General features: G+C 66.5%; 18 protein-coding genes and 1 pseudogene. 11 read left to right on the top strand and 8 right to left on the bottom strand.

Annotation, left to right across the window (positions count from 1 at the left end; genetic code table 11):
- Both SFU54_RS02255 and SFU54_RS02250 read right to left on the bottom strand, forming a co-directional pair.
- Positions 1-864: pseudogene (locus SFU54_RS02255) on the bottom strand (D-alanyl-D-alanine carboxypeptidase); the annotation flags it as partial.
- Positions 861-1,883, bottom strand: a complete 1,023-nt coding sequence (locus tag SFU54_RS02250) for a LacI family DNA-binding transcriptional regulator (protein ID WP_319014694.1) — start codon at positions 1,881-1,883, stop codon at positions 861-863. The pseudogene SFU54_RS02255 and the gene SFU54_RS02250, both read right to left, overlap by 4 nt.
- A gap of 202 nt (positions 1,884-2,085) precedes the next feature.
- On the opposite strand from SFU54_RS02250, the gene SFU54_RS02245 reads away from it, so the two are divergent.
- The 5 genes from SFU54_RS02245 to SFU54_RS02225 all read left to right on the top strand — a co-directional run bounded on the left by SFU54_RS02245 (position 2,086) and on the right by SFU54_RS02225 (position 9,445).
- Complete coding sequence (locus SFU54_RS02245; RefSeq protein ID WP_319014693.1) at positions 2,086-4,125, top strand: beta-galactosidase; 2,040 nt, start codon at positions 2,086-2,088, stop codon at positions 4,123-4,125.
- Positions 4,115-5,011 carry a sugar ABC transporter permease gene (locus SFU54_RS02240; RefSeq protein WP_319014692.1) on the top strand — a complete coding sequence of 299 codons (897 nt, stop codon included), beginning with the start codon at positions 4,115-4,117 and terminating at the stop codon, positions 5,009-5,011. Before SFU54_RS02245 ends, SFU54_RS02240 begins: the two co-directional genes overlap by 11 nt.
- The gene (locus SFU54_RS02235) at positions 5,008-5,916 is read left to right on the top strand and encodes a carbohydrate ABC transporter permease (protein WP_319014691.1); all 909 of its coding nucleotides are present in this window, start codon (positions 5,008-5,010) and stop codon (positions 5,914-5,916) included. Before SFU54_RS02240 ends, SFU54_RS02235 begins: the two co-directional genes overlap by 4 nt.
- 74 nt (positions 5,917-5,990) lie before the next feature.
- Positions 5,991-7,319, top strand: coding sequence for an ABC transporter substrate-binding protein (locus tag SFU54_RS02230; protein ID WP_319014690.1), 1,329 nt, complete (start codon positions 5,991-5,993; stop codon positions 7,317-7,319).
- Between the two features lie 41 nt (positions 7,320-7,360).
- Positions 7,361-9,445 carry an alpha-galactosidase gene (locus tag SFU54_RS02225; RefSeq protein WP_319014689.1) on the top strand — a complete coding sequence of 695 codons (2,085 nt, stop codon included), beginning with the start codon at positions 7,361-7,363 and terminating at the stop codon, positions 9,443-9,445.
- Here SFU54_RS02225 and SFU54_RS02220 read toward each other — a convergent pair.
- Entirely contained in the window at positions 9,442-10,242 is an 801-nt protein-coding gene (locus tag SFU54_RS02220; RefSeq protein ID WP_319014688.1) for an RNA methyltransferase, read from the bottom strand. The two genes, SFU54_RS02225 and SFU54_RS02220, sit on opposite strands and share 4 nt — an antisense overlap.
- A 104-nt stretch (positions 10,243-10,346) precedes the next feature.
- Here SFU54_RS02220 and SFU54_RS02215 point away from each other — a divergent pair, with 104 nt between their 5' ends.
- From SFU54_RS02215 to SFU54_RS02205, 3 genes are read left to right on the top strand one after another with little or no spacing between them, the layout of a single operon-like run.
- On the top strand, positions 10,347-11,198 hold the full coding sequence (locus tag SFU54_RS02215; RefSeq protein ID WP_319014687.1) for an NAD-dependent protein deacetylase: 852 nt from the start codon (positions 10,347-10,349) through the stop codon (positions 11,196-11,198).
- Positions 11,199-11,238: 40 nt separating this feature from the next.
- The gene (locus tag SFU54_RS02210) at positions 11,239-11,886 is read left to right on the top strand and encodes a histidine phosphatase family protein (RefSeq protein WP_319014686.1); all 648 of its coding nucleotides are present in this window, start codon (positions 11,239-11,241) and stop codon (positions 11,884-11,886) included.
- Positions 11,886-12,359, top strand: coding sequence for a YbaK/EbsC family protein (locus SFU54_RS02205; protein ID WP_319014685.1), 474 nt, complete (start codon positions 11,886-11,888; stop codon positions 12,357-12,359). The genes SFU54_RS02210 and SFU54_RS02205 overlap by 1 nt, the downstream gene beginning before the upstream one ends.
- Here the strand turns inward: SFU54_RS02205 and SFU54_RS02200 are convergent.
- Positions 12,356-13,450: a glycosyltransferase family 1 protein gene (locus SFU54_RS02200; protein ID WP_319014684.1), complete on the bottom strand. Its 1,095-nt coding sequence runs from the start codon at positions 13,448-13,450 to the stop codon at positions 12,356-12,358. The two genes, SFU54_RS02205 and SFU54_RS02200, sit on opposite strands and share 4 nt — an antisense overlap.
- Before the next feature lie 3 nt (positions 13,451-13,453).
- Positions 13,454-14,338, bottom strand: a complete 885-nt coding sequence (locus SFU54_RS02195; RefSeq protein ID WP_319014683.1) for an alpha/beta hydrolase — start codon at positions 14,336-14,338, stop codon at positions 13,454-13,456.
- A 52-nt stretch (positions 14,339-14,390) separates the two neighbouring features.
- On the opposite strand from SFU54_RS02195, the gene SFU54_RS02190 reads away from it, so the two are divergent.
- The 3 genes from SFU54_RS02190 (at position 14,391) to SFU54_RS02180 (ending at position 16,055) form a co-directional block, all read left to right on the top strand.
- Positions 14,391-15,080 carry a 3'-5' exonuclease gene (locus SFU54_RS02190; protein ID WP_319014682.1) on the top strand — a complete coding sequence of 230 codons (690 nt, stop codon included), beginning with the start codon at positions 14,391-14,393 and terminating at the stop codon, positions 15,078-15,080.
- A gap of 76 nt (positions 15,081-15,156) precedes the next feature.
- Positions 15,157-15,516, top strand: coding sequence for a hypothetical protein (locus tag SFU54_RS02185; protein WP_319014681.1), 360 nt, complete (start codon positions 15,157-15,159; stop codon positions 15,514-15,516).
- A 38-nt stretch (positions 15,517-15,554) separates the two neighbouring features.
- Entirely contained in the window at positions 15,555-16,055 is a 501-nt protein-coding gene (locus SFU54_RS02180) for a GNAT family N-acetyltransferase (protein WP_319014680.1), read from the top strand.
- Between the two features lie 51 nt (positions 16,056-16,106).
- On the opposite strand, the gene SFU54_RS02175 is transcribed toward SFU54_RS02180, so the two are convergent.
- The 3 genes from SFU54_RS02175 to glgA form a co-directional block, all read right to left on the bottom strand.
- Positions 16,107-16,355, bottom strand: a complete 249-nt coding sequence (locus SFU54_RS02175; RefSeq protein WP_319014679.1) for a type B 50S ribosomal protein L31 — start codon at positions 16,353-16,355, stop codon at positions 16,107-16,109.
- A gap of 106 nt (positions 16,356-16,461) precedes the next feature.
- A complete protein-coding gene (locus SFU54_RS02170; RefSeq protein WP_319014678.1) occupies positions 16,462-17,244 on the bottom strand; it encodes an ABC transporter ATP-binding protein in 783 nt (260 codons plus the stop codon).
- 12 nt (positions 17,245-17,256) lie between these two features.
- Complete coding sequence (glgA, locus tag SFU54_RS02165) at positions 17,257-18,438, bottom strand: glycogen synthase (RefSeq protein WP_319014677.1); 1,182 nt, start codon at positions 18,436-18,438, stop codon at positions 17,257-17,259.
- Between the last annotated feature and the right edge of the window lie 34 nt (positions 18,439-18,472).

The following is an 18,472-nucleotide window of genomic DNA, read 5'->3' as shown; positions in this document are numbered from 1 at the left end:
GCCGAGCACGACCCCCACGACGTCGGTGCTCTCATCGCCCACGGCGACCGTGCTCGCGAAAAGCAGGTTGGCGCCGTAACCGTCGAGAGTGCCGGTCTTGATTCCCGTCACTCCTGCCGTGCCCAGGGCGAGGTTGGTCGTCTCGAAGGTGCCGATACCCGGCACGGTGACCGACGGCAGAGCGGCGGCACTCGCAATGACCTCGTTCTCGAGCGCGATCCGCGCCAGCTCGACGAGTTCTCGGGGGGTGCCCGTGTTGCTCAGGGAGAATCCGGCGGCATCACCGATGGTGATCTCGTCGAGCCCCTGGTCGCTGAGCCACGCACGGGCGGCACTGAGGTAGTCGTTCATCGACCCGAACGCCCAGACGGCAAGCGTTTCGGCGTAGTTATTGGCCGACGGCACAATCATGAGCTCGATGACCTGTCGTTGACTCACCACCGTGCCTTGCGGCGCCGGAGCGACCGTGCCATTGAGAGCGCGGTACCGGGCCGGGAGCGCGCTATCGGCCGCCGAGAGCGTGATCGACGCGCCGGATGCTCCCTCCGCGATCGGGTACGCATCGAGCACCACGAGCGCCGTGATGACCTTCGTGATCGAGGCAAGCACACGAGGCCGGTCGAGATCACGAGCGGCAAAGATCTGCTCACCGTCTGCCGCCGCGATCGCTGCCCCACCCTCGCCCGGGAGCGCCACCGTGCCGGCGGGAGTCGTCACGGGAGAGATCGTGCTGGTGACGGCGTTGATCGGGGCAACGGGGGCGAGCCCCGCAGCGATCGCATAGGCGAAGGTCGCTAGTGCCAGCGAGAGAATCGTTGCGGCGGCGATCGCCCGTCGACGCCCCGCCGACGAACCGCGACTCATGCCGAATCGCGCCAGACGATTTCGGTGGCCAAGAGAGCGCCGTTCGATTCGAGCGAGCCCGTGCGAACTTGCTCGAGAACAAGCTCGGCGGCCCGGGCCCCCAACTGACCAGCGGGCTGTCGCACTGTTGACAGTGCCGGCCGAGCCCGAACGGCCCACGAACTGTCGTCGAAGCCGACGACGCCCACATCACCGGGAACGGTTCGACCGGCCGTGCGTAAGGTTTCGAGCGCGCCCGCCGCGATGGCGTCTGACGCCGCAAACACGCCGTCGATGTCGGGGTCGCTCGCGAGCAACTCGGCCATGCCTGCCACGCCGGCAGCGTAGGTGTAGAACCGCTGGCGGGCGACGAGGGTGTCATCGAAGTCGCCCCCCATGGCCTCGCGAAAACCGGCGAGACGGTCACGACCCGAATCGCGGTCAAGACCCGCGGCGATCATCCCGATGCGGCGACGACCCGTGCCGCGCAAGCGCTCGGTGATCTGTCGGGCTGCCCCGCGGTTATCGATGCCGACCCACGGCAGTTGCGGCTGGTTGTCGGGGCGTCCGACCATCACCGCAGGCAAACGCAGGTCAGCGATCGCTTGCGAAATGGGGTCATCTTCGCGTGCCGACACGATGATGGCGCCATCGACGAATCCGCCGCCCAGATAGCCCGTGACGCGCTGGGAGTCGCGCTCGGTGTCGATGATGAGCGAGACCAGTTGGTAGTCGGCTGCCGACAGGGCCGCATTGGCACCGAGCAGAATGGCCCCGATGTTGGGGTCGTCAATGAACACCGAGTCGGGCTCGTGCACGATCAGCGCAATCGCCCCCGACGACTGCTTCGCGAGATTGCGCGCGGCGGTATTGCGCACATAACCGACCTTGGCAATCGCCGCCTCGATCGCTTCGCGGGCAGCGGCCGAGACATACGGCTCACCGTTGAGAACGCGCGAAACGGTGCCGCGCGAGACGCCAGCCTCGGCGGCGACGTCGAAGATCGTCGCGCGCTTGTGACGGCTCACCGAATCAGACACGCGCTCAGTGTAGCCACGCATCACGCTGCCACCGGTGACCCGGATTCGTTCGGGGTGTTGACACACGCGGTCACGCGTGCGTACTCTGTGAGCGCTCACAGAAAACCAACGCTCTGCTCACGTCGTGCAAACCTGTGCACGCTCCCAGAGCCTGGTGGCCCGAGCAACAACGACGTTGACATTGCCCTCGGAAGGACGGCCTGTGACCACTCCCCTGACCCTGAGCCACGAGCAGTCGCTCGTGCCGGGCTGGGCCACGGGCACCATCACGCTCGGCTGCGACTACAACCCCGAGCAGTGGGACGAATCGGTCTGGCGCGATGACATCGCGCTCATGCGCGAACTGGGGGTCGACCTCGTCGCGATCAACATCTTCGGGTGGGCGCAACTTCAACCGCAGCCCGGTCCCTTCGACTTCAGCCGCCTCGACCGCATTTTGTCGTTGCTGCATGAGGCGGGCATCCGCGTGAACCTGGGAACGGGAACGTCGTCGCCACCTCCGTGGATGGCGCGCGTGCATCCCGAAACGCTCCCCCAATTCGCCAACGGCACGCTTGCCTGGCCGGGTGGTCGACAGGCATGGTGCCCGAGTTCCGTCGTGTTTCGCCAGAAGGCGATCGAGCTCGTGACGGCGATGGCCGAGCGTTATGGCAACCACCCTGCTGTCGCCCTCTGGCACGTGTCAAACGAACTCGGGTGCCACAACGCCCTCTGCTACTGCGACGGCTCTGCTCGCGCGTTCCGCACTTGGCTTCGTGCGCGGTACGGCACGCTTGACGCCCTCAACACGGCGTGGGGCACGGCGTTCTGGAGCCAGCGGTATGGCACGTGGGATGACATTCTTCCGCCGCGCGCGACGCGCTCGGCCGGCAACCCCGCGCAGGTGCTCGACTTCAAGCGATTCTCGTCCGACGAGCTGCTCGACTACTACCGCGCCGAGGCGGCGGTGCTGCGCCAACACTCGAGTGTTCCCGTCACGACCAACCTCATGGTGACGGCCCACATTCAGACGCAGGACTACTTCTCGTGGGCGCCTGAGCTTGATCTCATTGCCAACGATCACTACCTCGACCACCGTCTGCCCGACCCGATCGCCGAGCTCGCGTTCAGCGCCGACCTCACGCGCGGCCTTGCCGGTGGCAAGCCCTGGATGGTCATGGAGACCTCGACGAGCGCGGTGAGCTGGCAGCCGGTCAACCACGCGAAGCGTGACGGCGAGCTCGTGCGTACCGTGCTGGGCCACATCGCTCGCGGCGCCGACTCGATGTGCTTCTTCCAGTGGCGAGCATCACGCAGCGGCGCCGAGAAGTTTCACTCCGCGCTCCTGCCCCACGGCGGAACCGCTGGCCACGGCTGGGCCCAGAGCCTCGAGCTCTCGGGCTTGCTCGATCGCCTGGCGCCGGTCGTTGGCTCGACCGTGCACGCTCGCGCCGCGCTCGTTTTCTCGTGGGAGTCGTGGTGGGCCGCCGAAGGTGACTCGCAGCCGAGCAGCCTGTTGCGGTACCTCACCGAGGCCCACCGCTACCACCGTGCACTTCGAGCCCTCGGCGTCACGGTTGACATGGTCGCACCGGGCACCGATGTGAGCGCGTACAACCTGGTCATCGCGCCGACGCTCTATTCGGTGACGGATGCCGCGGCACGAGCGATCTGTGACGCCGCCGAGGCTGGCGCCACCGTCGTGATCACGCCCTTCACGGGCATCGTCGACGAACACGATGCGGTGATATCCGGCGGATACCCCGGAGCGTTCCGCGACCTTCTCGGACTCACGATTGACGAGTTCCGCCCTCTCGCGGCCGACGCCACGGTCACCCTGTCGAGCGGTGCGCGCGGCACTATCTGGACCGACGCCGTGCGCGTCACCGATGCCAATGTCGTCGCAACCTACAGTGACGGGCCCGCCGCGGCATCCCCGGCGATCACTCGTCGCTCTGTCGGGTCGGGATCGGCGTGGTACATCGGCACCGTTCTCGACGATGACAGCCTGCTGGCGCTCATGCGCGAACTCGCCGGTGGTGCAGGAGTTCCGGTCGTTGAGGTCGGCTACGACGTTGACCTTGTGACGAGGCGCTCGTCCACCGACGAGTTCACGTTCATCATCAACCATCGTTCCGAGGCCATCGCGGTACCGTACGCGGGTCTCGACCTGGTTTCAGGCGAGACGGTATCCGACGCCACTCCGCTACCAGCGGGTGCCGTGCGCGTCGTTGTGTCAGAGAGGAGCGATCGTGGCGCGTGACACTGCTGTCAAAGCCTCGAAGAAGGTCAGCCACAAGGGGGCACTCGCCGTCTTCTTGCTGCCGTTCGGCGTACTGTTCGTGTTGTTCTACCTGGTACCCGTTCTCTACGCGGTCTACCAGTCCCTTCTCACGGTCGAGCGCGAGGGAACCTTTGGCCCTGCCGTGCAGGTCTTCGGAGGCCTGACTCAGTACATCGCGGTGTTCCAGAACGGGCCGTTCTGGGAGTCGATCGGTCGTGTACTTCTCTTCGGAGTCGTGCAAGTGCCGGTCATGCTCGGAGTCGCACTCGTGCTCGCACTGTTGCTCGACTCGCCGCTCATTCGGGGCTCGAAGTTCTTCCGCCTCGCGTTCTTCGCGCCCTACGCGGTGCCGAGCGTTATCGCAGCGATCATGTGGGGCTTCTTGTACTCGCCCAACCTCTCGCCGTTTACAGCAGTGACCTCGAATGTTGACCTGTTGTCGGCGGATGCTGTGCTCTGGTCGATCGCGAACGTGGTCACCTGGGTCTACGTCGGCTACAACATGCTCATCATTTACTCGGCGTTGCTCTCGATTCCGCAAGAGATCTACGAAGCAGCTCGCATTGATGGGGCCGGTCAGTTGCGCATCGCGTGGTCGATCAAGATCCCGCTAGTCGTGCCAGCGCTGGTGCTGACGGGCATCTTCTCGATCATCGGAACGCTGCAATTGCTCACCGAGCCGCAGGTCTTCCAGAGCTTCTCCAACGCGGTGACGAGCACGTTCACGCCGAACCTGACGATCTACTCGACCGCCTCGGTGCCGAACATCAGTCTCGCCGCCGCCATGTCGGTCGTGCTGGCACTGACGACCTTCGCCCTCTCATTCACCGTGCTCAAGTTCACGCAGCGGAGGACCGCAGAATGACCGTCTCAACCGAAACCCGCGCCTTGCGTACGCAAGGCATGAAGAAGCCCGCTCGCGATGGAGGCATTCGCGAAAGTGCCGTGTCTCGCGTCGTCGCGATGGCGGTCATGATCGTCGCCACGCTCTACTTCTTGACGCCGCTGTGGTGGCTTCTCGTGGCGTCGAGCAAGACACGCGAAGACTTCACGTCGACCAACCCGCTGTGGTTCGCTGACTTTGCCCTCATCGACAACATTGCCGCTCTCGTCGAGTATCGCGATGGCGTCTTCATTCGATGGCTGGCGAACAGCGCTCTCTATGCCGGACTCGGTGCGTTCTTGGCGACTCTCATCGCGGCGATGGCTGGCTATGCGATCGCGAAGTACAGCTTCTTCGGCCGCGAGACGCTCTTCAACCTGATCCTGGGCGGTGTGCTCGTGCCGGCAACGGCCCTGGCCCTGCCGTTGTTCTTGCTCTTCAGCCAGACGGGCATGACCAACACGATCTGGGCCGTTCTGCTGCCGAGTCTTGTGAGCCCATTCGGTGTGTATCTCTCGCGCATCTTCGCCGCGGCGAGCGTGCCCAACGAAATCATTGAGGCCGCACGAATCGATGGCGCGGGAGAAGTGCGCACGTTCTTCACCGTCGCCACACGCCTCATGGCTCCAGCCCTCGTCACGATCTTCCTCTTCCAGTTCGTCGGTATCTGGAACAACTTCTTCTTGCCGCTCATCATGCTGCGCGACGAAGAGCTCTTTCCGGTCACCCTCGGCCTCTACGTCTGGAACACGCAAGTGAGCCAGATTCCTGACATCCGCGCGCTGGTCGTTATCGGCTCGCTGTTGTCGGTCATTCCCCTCATCGTCACCTTCCTCGCACTGCAGCGGTTCTGGCAGTCGGGGTTGGCGAACGGCGGTCTCAAGTGAGTTCTCGCCGACAGACCCTCGACCGCGACGCGGCCGAGTGGAGCAGCACCACCACCAATCGAAAGGAACACAGCATGGCGATCTCTCGAGTCGCACGTGTGGGGGCCATTGCGGCCATCTCCGCACTTGCGCTGACGGCCTGCTCGACCGGCGGCACTGACGCCCCCGGCGCGAGCGGCGACTGCGCCCCCTCCGACGGACCCGTCACCCTCACCTTCACCAGCTGGCTCCCCGGCGTTGAAGAGGCCGTGGCGATCTGGAACGAGGAGAACCCCGACATTCAGGTCGAGGTGCAGACGGGCCCCAACGGTAACGGCGGTACCTACCAGAACTTCTTCAACCAGCTCGCGGCCGGCAACGCACCCGACCTCGGTCAGATTGAGTTCGACGCCATGCCGAACTTCCGCGTTCAGGACGGCCTCGAGAACATCGCGGCCTGTGAAGGAATCCTCGAGGCGGAGGACCAGTTCGTGGGTTGGACCTGGAGCCAGGTGACCTTCGGTGAGGAGAACGCGGTCTACGCGATCCCGCAAGACACCGGCCCCATGGCCATGTTCTACCGTGCCGACCTCTTCGAGGCTGCGGGCATCCCGGTTCCCACCACGTGGGAAGAGTACGAGGCTGCCGCCGTGCAGATTCGTGAGCTGGGTGGCTACATCAACAACTTCTCGCAGAGCGACATCAACGCGTTCGCGGGTCTGGTGTGGCAGGCCGGTGGCGAGTGGTTCTCGAACGACGCCGATGGCTGGACGGTTGACATGACCGGTGCCGAGACGACGCAGGTCGCCGAGTACTGGCAGGGCCTCATCGACAACGACCTCGTCGCTGTCTACCCGCCGTGGACCGACGAGTGGAACGCCGCCTACAACTCGAGCGAGCTGTGGACGTGGGTTTCGGCCGTCTGGGGTGCCAACACCATCGCGAGCGGTGCGCCTGACACCGCCGGCAACTGGGCTGTCGCCCCGATGCCGCAGTGGGAAGCCGGCGCGAGCGCCGCGGGCAACTGGGGTGGCTCGACCACCGCAGTGCTCAAGGGTTCGGACCACCCGTACGAGGCCGCACAGTTCGCTCTGTGGCTCAACACGGACGCCGACGCTCTCACGGCGATGAACCGCACCGCCAACATCTACCCCGCGACGATCGCCGGAGCCCAGCTTCCGGTCTTCGGTGAGGGTGTGGAGTTCTACGGCGGACAGAAGATCTACGAGGTCTTCGCCGAGGCCGGCAACAACGTCGACCCCAACTTCACGTGGGGCCCGACCATGACGCAGGTCTACAACGATGTCGCTGATGGCTTCTCCGGTGCCGTTTCGGGCAACGGTACACTCTTGGATGCACTGACCGCTGGTCAGGACGCCACGATCGCAGCCCTCAAGGCGGCCTCGATTCCCGTCAAGGAGTAGGTATTTCGCTTCTCCACCTCCGTGCCGCGGGTGTCAGCTTCGTGCTCGACGCCCGCGGCACGGCCGTGCCACGGCTCATTCACTGGGGTGACGACCTCGGTGACGTTGAGCCGACCATGCTCGAGACCGTTGCCGCAGGACTTCCGGCGATCGCTCCGAGCTCGCCCGACATTCCGCTCGTGCCGTCGATTCTCGCTGGGCCCGCTGAAGGCTGGAGCGGGTTCCCAGCGCTCGTTGCGCACCGCATCGGTGCCGGCCCCGCGCGTTTGCCCATGCGCATCCAGCGAACAGGTCATGTTCAGTCAACCGAGCACTCGGTCTCGGTAGAGCTTCTCGTTCACGACGATTACGGCCCCCTCGTGACGGTGGGCTGGCACGCACGTCTTTCTCCCGAGGGTGTTCTGGTGATCGCGCTGGATGCCCGCGCCGAAGCCCCCGAAGGCGTCGAGCTGCATCGTCTCGCGGCGACCGTGCCGGGTCCCGCGCGTGCGAGCGAACTGCTCGACTTCAGTGGGCTCTGGGCCGCCGAGCGGACTCCGCAGCGCGGCGCCGTGCGCGACGGCCTGCACCTCCGCGACCAGCGTCGCGGCCGTCCCGGCCACGACGCCCCCTACCTCACGGTGCTCGGCACGCCCGGGTTCGGCTTCCGCTCGGGAGAAGTCTGGGCGCTGCACCACGCCTGGAGCGGCAATAGCACGACGGGCGTCGAGTCGATGCCCACGGGCCACCGGCGCCTGCTGGCCTCCGAGCTGCTCGCCCCCGCCGAGATCGTGCTCGCCGCTGGCGAGACCTACACCGCTCCCGAGACCGTGCTCGCCTGGTCGAGCGCCGGGCTCGACGGCCTGAGCGACCGCTTGCACCCCTTCGTGCGCGCCCTGACTCCCCCAACGCACCGTCCTGTCGTGCTCAACACCTGGGAGGCCGTCTACTTCGACCACGCGCTCGAGTCACTGATGCCGCTCGTCGATGCGGCGGCCGAGCTCGGCATCGAACGCTTCGTGCTCGACGACGGCTGGTTCACGGGCCGCACCGATGACCGCCGCGCGCTCGGTGACTGGACCGTCGATCCCGAGCGCTGGCCGGCGGGGCTGCATCCGCTCGTGGACGCCGTGGTTGAGCGCGGTATGGAGTTCGGGCTGTGGGTTGAGCCAGAGATGGTGAGTCCCGATTCGCGGCTGGCACGTGAGCATCCCGAATGGATGCTCGCCGACGCCGCGACCGACACCCAGCATCCCCCGACCTGGCGCTTCCAGCACACGCTCGATCTCACGATCGACGAGGCGCGAGCGCACCTACTCGAGAGCCTGAGCGCCCTGCTCGCCGAGTACCCCATCGCCTTTCTCAAGTGGGATCACAACCGCGACCAGCACGCCGGCAGCGCGGCCGCCCACACCCGCGCGGTGTACGCACTCATCGACGATCTGCGCGCGCGCTTTCCGCACGTCGCCATCGAGAGCTGCGCCTCGGGCGGAGCGCGTGTCGACCTCGGCATGGCCGCGCGGGTGCACCGCTTCTGGACGAGTGACACGAACGACGCCCTCGATCGGCAGCGCATCCAGCGCTACAGCGGTCTGCTCATGCCGCCCGAGTTGCTCGGCGGGCACGTCGGCGCTCCCCGTGCGCACATCACGGGCCGTACGCACGATCTGTCGTTCCGCCTCGCGACGGCTCTGTTCGGCAGCGCCGGCATCGAGTGGAACGTCACAACTGCCGACGCCGCCCAGCTCGACGCCCTGCGCGAGTGGGTCGCGACCGTCAAGCTCGTGCGCCCGTTGCTCACGACGGGTCGCACCGTGCGCACCGATGAAGCCACCGACGATCGCTACGTGCACGGCCTCGTTTCGCCCGACGGCTCGGAGGCCCTCATCGCGCTCGTGACGCTCGCGACGGCAGCCGTCGCCGTGCCGCCGCCCCTCCGGTTTCCGGGCCTTGACCCCGGCCGGCGCTATCGCATCGAGCCACTCACCGTCGGTGGTCCGCCGCATGCGATTCAGGATGCTCCCCCGGCGTGGCTCGCCGACGGCGGCATCACGATCACGGGTCGGCTGCTGGCCGAACTCGGGCTGCCTGTGCCTCTGCTAGCCCCCGAGCAGGCGCTATTGCTGCGCGCGGTTGCGGTCGACTAAAGCTGTAATGCGTACAGCGCCACGGCGCTCGCCGCGGCAACGTTGAGCGAGTCAACGCCGTGTGCCATCGGGATGGTGACGACGACATCGGCGGCCTCGAGCGCTGCGCGGCTGAGGCCGTCGCCCTCGGTGCCGACGACGATCGCCACACGGTCAGGCGCACTCGCCGCGAACTCTCGCAAGCCCACGGCGTCATCGGCGAGGGCGAGCGCCGCGATCGTGAAGCCCGCGGCGTGCAACTGCGGCACGGCCTCGCTCCACTCGGGCAAGCGAGTCCACGGTACCTGCAGCACCGTTCCCATCGAGACGCGCACGCTGCGGCGATACAGCGGGTCAGCGCAACGCGGGGTGATGAGCACGGCATCGGCGCCGAGGCCCGCCACCGAGCGGAAGATCGCTCCGACGTTGGTGTGATCGACGACGTCTTCGACGATGACGACGCGGCGAGCATCCCGCAGCACGTCGGCAACCGGCGGCAGCGCGGGCCGGTGCATGCTCGCCAGAGCCCCGCGGTGGAGGTGAAAACCCGTGAGCTCTTCGAGCAACCCGGCCTCGCCGACGTACACGGGCACGTCGCGTTCGCCGAGCAGGGCGTCGAGTTCGGGCAGCCACTTTTCGCTCGTGAGCACCGACCGCGGCACGTGCCCCGCGCGCAACGCGCGGCCGATCACGGTGATCGACTCGGCGATGTAGAGCCCGCCCTGCGGCTCGGTCGCGACGCGAAGGGCGACATCGGTGAGCCGCGCATAGTCGGCGAGAGCGGGTTCGTCGAGCGTCGTGATGTGCTCGATGCGCATGAATGCCCGCCTTTCATGTGCAGCGCGTCGGTCGCCCTGCCAGCCTCCGGAAACATACTCGAAACCAGAGCGTTCTAGTCTGCAAGGGAACCACCGGAGGCCCCATGTCCATCGCCGCACCGCTCGTTGAGCTTGATGCGGCCACGCGTGCCTCCGTCGATCAGGCCGTTGAGCTTCTTCGTGGTCGACGCATCGCGGTGTTGACCGGGGCCGGCGTGAGCACCGACTCGGGCATCCCCGACTATCGCGGCGTCGGCGCACCCGTGCGCACGCCCATGACCTACAGCCAGTTTCTCGCGGACGAGCCCTACCGCAAGAGGTACTGGGCCGGCAGCCACCTCGGGTGGGAGCGCTTCGCCGCGGCGGGTCCCAACGCCGGCCACCGCACGCTCGCTGAACTGGAACACGCCGGCATCGTGACCGGTGTTGTCACGCAAAACGTTGATGGCCTGCACGTGCGGGCCGGAAGCCGACGCGTCGTCGACCTGCACGGCAGCATGGACCGCGTCACGTGCTTGCACTGCGGCCAGACCTTCGACCGCGGAGCCATCGCGGAGCGCATCACGCGCCTCAACCCGTGGCTGACCGACGCCGACGCCACCATGAACCCTGACGGTGATGCCGAGGTGGCCGATGTCTCGCGCTTCGAGGTTCCCGCCTGCTCGGTGTGCGGCGGCACGCTCAAGCCCGACATCGTGTTCTTCGGCGAGTTCGTGCCTCCCGTCAAGTTTGAAGAGGCGCGCGGCATCGTGGCGCGATCGGATGCTCTGCTCGTGCTCGGCTCGTCCCTCGTCGTGAACTCGGGCATCCGCCTCGTCGGCCTTGCGGCTAAGAAGCGCATCCCCACGATCATCGTCAACCGCGGCGAGACGAAAGCCGACAACCGCGCGGCCCTTAAGATTGACGCGGGCACGACAGAGACACTGGCTGCGTTCAGCGCCGCTCTGCTGCCCTGACGGGCCGTCGATCGACGAGGGCCTGCTGAAGGGAATCCTCATGACGGTCTTCGCACTCGTGCGCCACGGCGAAACCGATTGGAACCGCGAGCGGCGCATCCAGGGCTCCACCGATATTCCGCTCAACGACACGGGGCGTGAGCAGGCCCGGGCGACCGGCACACTGCTCGCCAGCCGACACTGGACGGCCCTCGTGGCCTCTCCCCTGTCGCGTGCCGCCGAAACCGCGAGCATCATCGGCGCCGAGGTCGGCCTCGGAGAACCCGAGCTTGAGCCGCGTCTGGCTGAGCGCGATTACGGAGACGCAGAAGGCTTGACCGGTCCCGAAATCGACCTGCGCTACCCCGACGGTGCTGACGTGCCGGGTCGCGAGCCCCGCGAAGCGGTCGCCGACCGGGCCGTCGCGGCCCTCCACGACCTCGCTGCCCGCCACCCGGGTGAAGCCGTCATCGTCGTTGCCCACGGCGGCGTGATTCGCAGCGTGCTCGAGACCGTCGCGCCCGGTAAGCACCGTGAGCCGATCACGAACGGCTCGGTGCACTCGTTTCGTCACGCCGATGGCGCCCTCGAACTCGTCGCCTTCGATGACCCCATCGACGAGCAATCGATCTTTCCGATGGCCATCGACTTCGAGCAGCAGAACCGTCTCGCTGAGCGCGAGCGCGAGCGCGAGCGCGAAGGCCACTGATGGCGAGCGGCCCCGAGCGTTTTCTCGCCGCAACGGCGCACTTGCCGATCACTCCGCAACGGATGCCCGACTCGACCCACACGGCCGCCGAAGCCGCCGCTGCCGTCGGGTGCGAGGTGGGCGCGATCGTCAAGTCACTCGTGTTCGTTGCCGTGAGCGACTCGGGGCGTGAGCCACTGCTCGCACTCGTGTGCGGGGACAACCGCGCCGACCTCGATGCCCTCGCCGACGTCGTCGGCGCCCGCATTGAAAAGGCGGACGCCGCAACCGTCAAGCTCGCGACGGGCTACTCGATTGGCGGGGTTCCGCCGCTCGGGCATCCGTCGCCCGTGCCCACTGTGATCGACCGTGACCTACTGCGCTTCGACACCGTGTGGTCAGCGGCGGGCAGCGGCTACGACGTCTTCGCGGCGAGCCCGCAGCAGCTCGTCGAGTGGACGGGTGGCACGCTCGCCGACATCGGCACGCGCTAGCGCCGCGAGCGACCAAACGCGGCCTGTTCGCGCAGCAACTCAAGCAGCACCGCGGCCGAGCGACTCCAGTCGAAGCGCGCGGCCTCAGCGGGTGCCGCGGCCGAGCGACGCTCCCACTCCCCCGTGGCTAGCAGTTCGGTGATGCGCGCGGCGAAGGCCTCAGCATCCCCCGCCGCCGCATAGAGCGCCGTGTCGCCGCCGATTTCGCGAAAGATCGGGATGTCGCTCACCACCACAGGCGTGCCGCGACCCATGGCTTCAACGAGCGGGATGCCGAAGCCTTCGTCGCGCGATGCCGTGACGAGCGCGGTGGCGCTGTCGAGCAGGGCGGCGTACTCGTCGTCACTCACGCCATCGTGCACGACGAGCGACCCGGCGGGCGCCGCCGCTTCGAATCGCTCGCGATCGGCGGGTCGGATTCGGCTCAGCAGGTGCAGCCGCGCGCCCGGGAGGTGGTGCAGGGCCGCGACCAGTGTGTCGACGCCCTTGTAGGGCATGAATGAGCCCATGTAGACCAGCTCGATACCTTCAGGCCGTGTGCGGGGCGCAACGGTCGCCGGTCGGTCGGCGGCGTTAGGTACAACGGTGATCGAGCGCTTCGTGAGCCGGTGCTGGCGCATGAGCGCGCGCGTGGTGTCGCTCACGGTCACGACCGCGTCGGCGCGATTGAGCAGCATCCGCTGCGGCCACCACGCGAGGTGGTAAAGCCGCCAACCGAGGCGCACGGGCCACGGCAGATCGCGCGGCGGCGTGGGATGCGCGTAGTAGATCAGGTCGTGCAGCGTGAGCACGAGCGGGTAGCGCCGCCCGAGCGCGCCCATGGTCTGCATGGGGCTGAAGACGATGTCGGGTGACACACGGTTCACCTCGAGGGCCACGAAGGGCTCACGCGGGCTTGTGGGGCCGCTCACGCGGTGCCAGGGCAAGCCTGCGGGCAGCATGGCAAGTTGCCGCTCGTCGCTGATGAGCAATTCGAGCGACTCGGTGTCGGCGAGCTGCTCGCGCAGGGCATCCACGAGTCCCGCGGTGAAGCGGCTGATGCCGTCGTGGCGCGGAAACCGCACATAGCGACAGTCGACGACGATCTTCACGCGCTACGCCACAAACTCGCGAATGGCCGCGGCAGCCTCGACCGGCTTTTCGTAGTGCACGAGATGGCCGACGCCCTCGATGACCTCAAGGCGGGCATCCGGAAACAGCGTCACGAGGTGTCGCTGCGCCTCAAGCGGCGTGATGTCGTCGTTGTCGGCCACGATCAACAGCGTGCTCGGAGTGATGCGAGCCGCGTATTCCGAGACGTCGTGCGAGACGGATGCGCGAAACGCCTCGAGCAAGCTGTCACGGTTGGCGAACGCCGAGAAATAGCGGTCGTGCTCTTCGTGAATCCAGCGGCGCAGTTCTTTGTCGTCGGTCTTGGCCATCGTGACGCTCATGATGCGCGTGACGAGCCGGCTGCGCAGTGCCGCGAATCCGAGCTTCTCGGGCAGGGCAGCCCCGACGCGATAGAAGCCAACGGCGAGCCGCGTAAGCACACCTCTCGGGCCCGCGAGGGCGTTCTGGCCGATGGGGTTGACGAGAACGACCTTCGGCGTCGGCACACCACTCGCGACGGCGGCCGAGACGACGATCGACCCGAACGAGTGGCCGAGCAACACGGCGGTGCCGCGCACTCCGGCGGCGCCGAGGAAGGCGTCCAGCCACGCGACATAGCCATCGATGTCGTGCGGGCGATCGGCGAGCGGCTCGCTCGCACCAAAGCCGGGCAGGTCGGGGGCGAGAAAACGGATGCCCGGCAACTGCGCCACGACCGGCCCGAGTCCGTGGTGGTCACCGCGAAAACCGTGCACCAGCACGACGGTGCGATCGGCGTCGGCCGGCCCGTATTCCACGAAGTGGGTCGCCATCCCGAGCACGTCGATCGTGTGATCGCGAGCGGGAATGAGCGCGAGGGCGTCGGCATATGGAGAAGCGATAGGCATCGTCTTCAGTCTAGGCAAGTGGCCGTCGGCCCACAGGCCTAGGCTGATTGGCGTGACCCTCTTGCAGCGCGACGTGGCCGTCTTTGACCTCGAAACGACGGGGGTGGATGTTCGCACCGCCCGCATCGTCACCGCGTGCATCGCCGTGCTCGACGCGACGGGCGCTCTCGTGTCGCGTCGTGACTGGCTGGCCGATCCGGGCGTCGAGATCCCGGAGGGCGCGGCAGCCATTCACGGCATCACCACGGAGCGAGCGCGAGCCGAGGGCCGCCCGGCCGCCGACGTCGTGGCCGAGATCGTCGACGAGTTGCGCGCCCACCTCAGTGCGGGGCTCCCCCTCGTGGTCTACAACGCCCCCTACGACTTGTCCCTGCTGAGGTTCGAAGCCGAGCGGCACGCGGTCGCGCCTCTCGTCGACCCGGCTCCCGTCATCGACCCTCTCGTGATCGACAAGGCCGTCGACCGCTACCGCAAGGGCAAGCGCACGCTCGAGGCTGCCGCGGCCCACTACGGCGTTGCTCTCGACGGCGCGCACGACGCGGGGGTCGACGCGATCGCGGCCGGCCACGTTGCCCGCGCGATCGTTGAGGCTCACGCGGCGAAACTGCCCAGCACGCTCGATGAGCTGCACGCTTCTCAGGTCGGCTGGCACGAGCAGCAGGTCTCGAGCTTCGAGGACTACATGCGCACGCAGCGCGACCAACACTTCACGGCCGACCGCGGGTGGCCCGTGCGCTCGTGACTCGCTGAGCCTCTTTACGTTACCAACGCTCGCTCAGTCAGCGGACGATTGCTCACCTCGATGCTACGGTGCTTTCATGATCGCGCCCACGACGCCCGCGAAGCCAATCGCCTACTCGGGACTTTCGGTCGCGGCAATGACCGTAGCCTTCGTTAGCGTGGTTGGGATGGCCGCGCCCGCACTCGGGCTTGTGCTTGCGATTGCTGGCGTCTGGTTGGCCTTACGGTCCCGGCGCGAGCTTCGCGATCATCCCGAATTGGGAGGCTGGGAACTGTCGCTAGGAGCAATGATTGTCTCCTCACTAGTGTTGCTCGGCACTCTCGCGACCGTGGTTGCGCCGTTCGTCATGTCCGTTGTGTTTCTGATGCTCGGCTGCTTGCGCCGCACTGTGGAGCAACTTGATTCTGCGGACTTGACCAAGCGAGCCCTGCCGTGACGCGAGTGACTACTCGGTGGGCGACGGTGGACGACGCTGTGGCTGTTTCCACGATTCACGTCGAAGCGTGGCAAGTCGCTTACCGAAATCTCCTCCCCGCAAGCCTTCTCGACGGTCTGAATGTCGAGGAGCGCACCCAGAGTTGGACGGAGTGGATTAAGCGATCGCTCTCGGGATCACCGACTGACGGCGATGCACCCCTGCAGCGCCTGATCGTCGCGGAGTGCGCCGGCGACATCGTGGGGTGGGCAACGTTCGGAGGCGGACGTGATGTCGGCACCGAGCAACAGGGCGAACTCGCCGGGCTCTACGTGCACCCGCAGCACTGGGGTGGTGGGTTCGGATTTGAATTGTTGCAACGCGCTGAACAGGAGTTGACCATCGCAGGATTTGTGGATCAATTTCTGTGGGTTATGGCGGGGAATGCACGAGCAATGTCGTTCTACGAGCGTCACGGCTGGCGTGCTGACGGTCAGCAAAAATTGTTCGTCCTTGGCCGGGACGCCGAAGTCGAAGGGCTTCGGTACGTCCGCCAATAACAACGAAGGGCCCCGCCACACTGGCGGGGCCCTTCGCGGTGCAGTAGGTGACTACTGACCGAAGTTCTTGAAGCGCTGGTTGAACTTCTCGACGCGACCGGCCGAGTCCATGATGCGCTGCTTGCCCGTGTAGAACGGGTGCGAAGCCGACGAGATCTCGACGTCAATGACCGGGTAGGTCACGCCGTCAAGGTCGATGGTCTTGTCGCTCGTCACGGTCGAACGCGTGAGGAACGTCTCGCCCGAGGCCAGGTCGCGGAACACGACGGCGGCGTACTCGGGGTGGATGTCAGTCTTCATGAGCGGATTCCTTGGAAGTGTGTGGTTAGCGCAAGCGATTCGGTGCGCAGCGATAGGCACGAGGCCCAACGGTCAAGAATAGCAGAGGCGACGAGCTACGACAGCGTCAGGCTGCCCGCGCCGCGAAGCGCGCGCCATCTCGCGTGACCACGAGCCCCAGGCCGAAGGTGGCCGTGAGGTTCTCGCTCGTGATTACGTCGCCCAGGGCGCCGGCCGCCGCGATTTCGCCATCGCGGAGGAGCATCGCGTGCGTGAAGCCCGGCGGAATCTCTTCCACATGGTGGGTCACCATGACCATGGCGGGCGAGCTCGGCTCGCTCGCGTAGGCACCGAGCAACTGCAAGAGTTCTTCGCGCGCTCCGAGGTCGAGGCTTGCCGCGGGTTCGTCCAGAAGCAGCAACTCGGGGTCGGTCATGATCGCTCGCGCGATTTGCACGCGCTTCTGCTCGCCATCACTCAGGGTGCCGAAGAGTCGGTCTTCGAACCCGTCGAGGTGCCACTCGCGCAATACGCGCTGGGCGCGGCGAACATCCACCTCGTCATAGTTTTCGTTCCAGCGGCCGGTGACCGAGTACGACGCCGTCATGACGACATCAAGCGTGCGCTCATTGCCAGGGATGCGCCGCGCTAGTGCCGTCGACGCGAAACCAATGCGCGGCCGCAACTCAAAAACGTCGGTCGAGCCGAGCTCCTCATCGAGCACGACCGCCGAGCCCGAGCTCGGGTGCATGAAGGATGCGGCGACCTGCAGCATGGTCGTCTTGCCGGCTCCGTTGGGGCCGAGAACGACCCAGCGCTCGTCGGAATTCACCTGCCACGTGACATGGCTGAGGATGGCATTGCCGTCACGCGTGAGAGAGACATCGTCGAACTGGAGAACGCTAGCCATGATGCCTCCAGCCTAGAGCAGGCTGCGATAGAGCTCCGTCGTGCGTTGGGCGATGCGATCCCACGAGAACATCTGTTCCGCGCGGTCTCGACCGGCCGCTCCCATCGCGTAGGCGAGGTTTTCGTCGCTCACGACCTCGGTGAGCGTTGCAGCCAGATCGGCGATGAATTGCTCGGGGTCGAGTGGCGTACCTGAGCCATCGTGCACTTGGTCAATGGGCACCAGGCGACCCGTGACGCCGTCGTCGACAACCTCAGGAATTCCCCCGGTGTTCGTGCCCACGACGGCGACACCGCACGCCATGGCCTCGAGATTCACGATGCCCAGCGGCTCATAGACACTCGGGCACACGAATGTGGTGGCGGCCGAGAGCACGGCAGACAGTTCGATCGGCGAGAGCATCCGTTCGATCCACACGACACCCGTTCGCTCGGTCTGCAGGGCAGCCACGCCGTGTTGCACCTCCCGCAGAATCTCGGGGGTGTCGGGGGCTCCCGCGCACAGAATGAGTTGCACGTCTGCCGGAAGCCGGCGCGCCGCCTCCAGCAGGTACGGCAAGCCCTTTTGCCGCGTGATGCGGCCCACGAACACGACCGACGGGCGGTCGGGATCGATGCCGAGCGCGCGCACTGCATCGTGATCGATCGTGCGTTGCCAGCGCTCGAGGTCGATGCCGTTGTGAATGACGCTCACGCGTGACTCGTCGATCTCGGGGTAGCACCGCAGGATGTCGCGGCGCATGCCATCGCTCACGGCGATGACGGCATCCGCCGATTCAAACGCGTTCTTCTCAATCCACCGCGAGATGCGGTAGCCGCCGCCCAGTTGCTCAGCCTTCCAGGGGCGCAAGGGCTCGAGGCTGTGAGCCGTCACGACGTGCGGGATGCCGTGCAGCAGTTGCGCGAGATGCCCCGCAGCATTGGCGTACCACGTGTGAGAGTGCACGATGTCGGCACCGTCCACGTCGTCGGCAATCGCAAGATCGACACCGAGGGTGGCGAGGGCGGGATTCGCCGAGCTCAGCGCGCCGGGAACAAGGTAGGCGTGCGTGTCGGCCTCGTTGCGTGGGGCGCCAAAACAGCGCACGCGAACGTCGTGATCGTCGCGCAAAGCCCGAACGAGTTCAGCGACGTGCACCCCCGCTCCCCCGTAGACCTCGGGCGGATACTCACGGCTGATCACATCGACGCGCATGTCGTTGACGCTAGTACAGGCGAGCCGCTATGAC

This window comes from Microcella sp., from assembly GCF_033763155.1.
Lineage (GTDB): Bacteria > Actinomycetota > Actinomycetes > Actinomycetales > Microbacteriaceae > Microcella.
This window is presented reverse-complemented; position numbering and strand designations above follow the sequence as displayed.

What these genes read in the sequence shown, in the direction of transcription:
- SFU54_RS02235 (WP_319014691.1), top strand. Translation starts at nt 5,008, where the DNA reads ATGACCGTCTCAACCGAAACCCGCGCCTTGCGTACGCAAGGCATGAAG.
- SFU54_RS02230 (WP_319014690.1), top strand. Translation starts at nt 5,991, where the DNA reads ATGGCGATCTCTCGAGTCGCACGTGTGGGGGCCATTGCGGCCATCTCC.
- SFU54_RS02220 (WP_319014688.1), bottom strand. Translation starts at nt 10,242, where the DNA reads ATGCGCATCGAGCACATCACGACGCTCGACGAACCCGCTCTCGCCGAC.
- SFU54_RS02215 (WP_319014687.1), top strand. Translation starts at nt 10,347, where the DNA reads ATGTCCATCGCCGCACCGCTCGTTGAGCTTGATGCGGCCACGCGTGCC.
- SFU54_RS02210 (WP_319014686.1), top strand. Translation starts at nt 11,239, where the DNA reads ATGACGGTCTTCGCACTCGTGCGCCACGGCGAAACCGATTGGAACCGC.
- SFU54_RS02205 (WP_319014685.1), top strand. Translation starts at nt 11,886, where the DNA reads ATGGCGAGCGGCCCCGAGCGTTTTCTCGCCGCAACGGCGCACTTGCCG.
- SFU54_RS02195 (WP_319014683.1), bottom strand. Translation starts at nt 14,338, where the DNA reads ATGCCTATCGCTTCTCCATATGCCGACGCCCTCGCGCTCATTCCCGCT.
- SFU54_RS02185 (WP_319014681.1), top strand. Translation starts at nt 15,157, where the DNA reads ATGATCGCGCCCACGACGCCCGCGAAGCCAATCGCCTACTCGGGACTT.
- SFU54_RS02175 (WP_319014679.1), bottom strand. Translation starts at nt 16,355, where the DNA reads ATGAAGACTGACATCCACCCCGAGTACGCCGCCGTCGTGTTCCGCGAC.
- SFU54_RS02170 (WP_319014678.1), bottom strand. Translation starts at nt 17,244, where the DNA reads ATGGCTAGCGTTCTCCAGTTCGACGATGTCTCTCTCACGCGTGACGGC.
- glgA (WP_319014677.1), bottom strand. Translation starts at nt 18,438, where the DNA reads ATGCGCGTCGATGTGATCAGCCGTGAGTATCCGCCCGAGGTCTACGGG.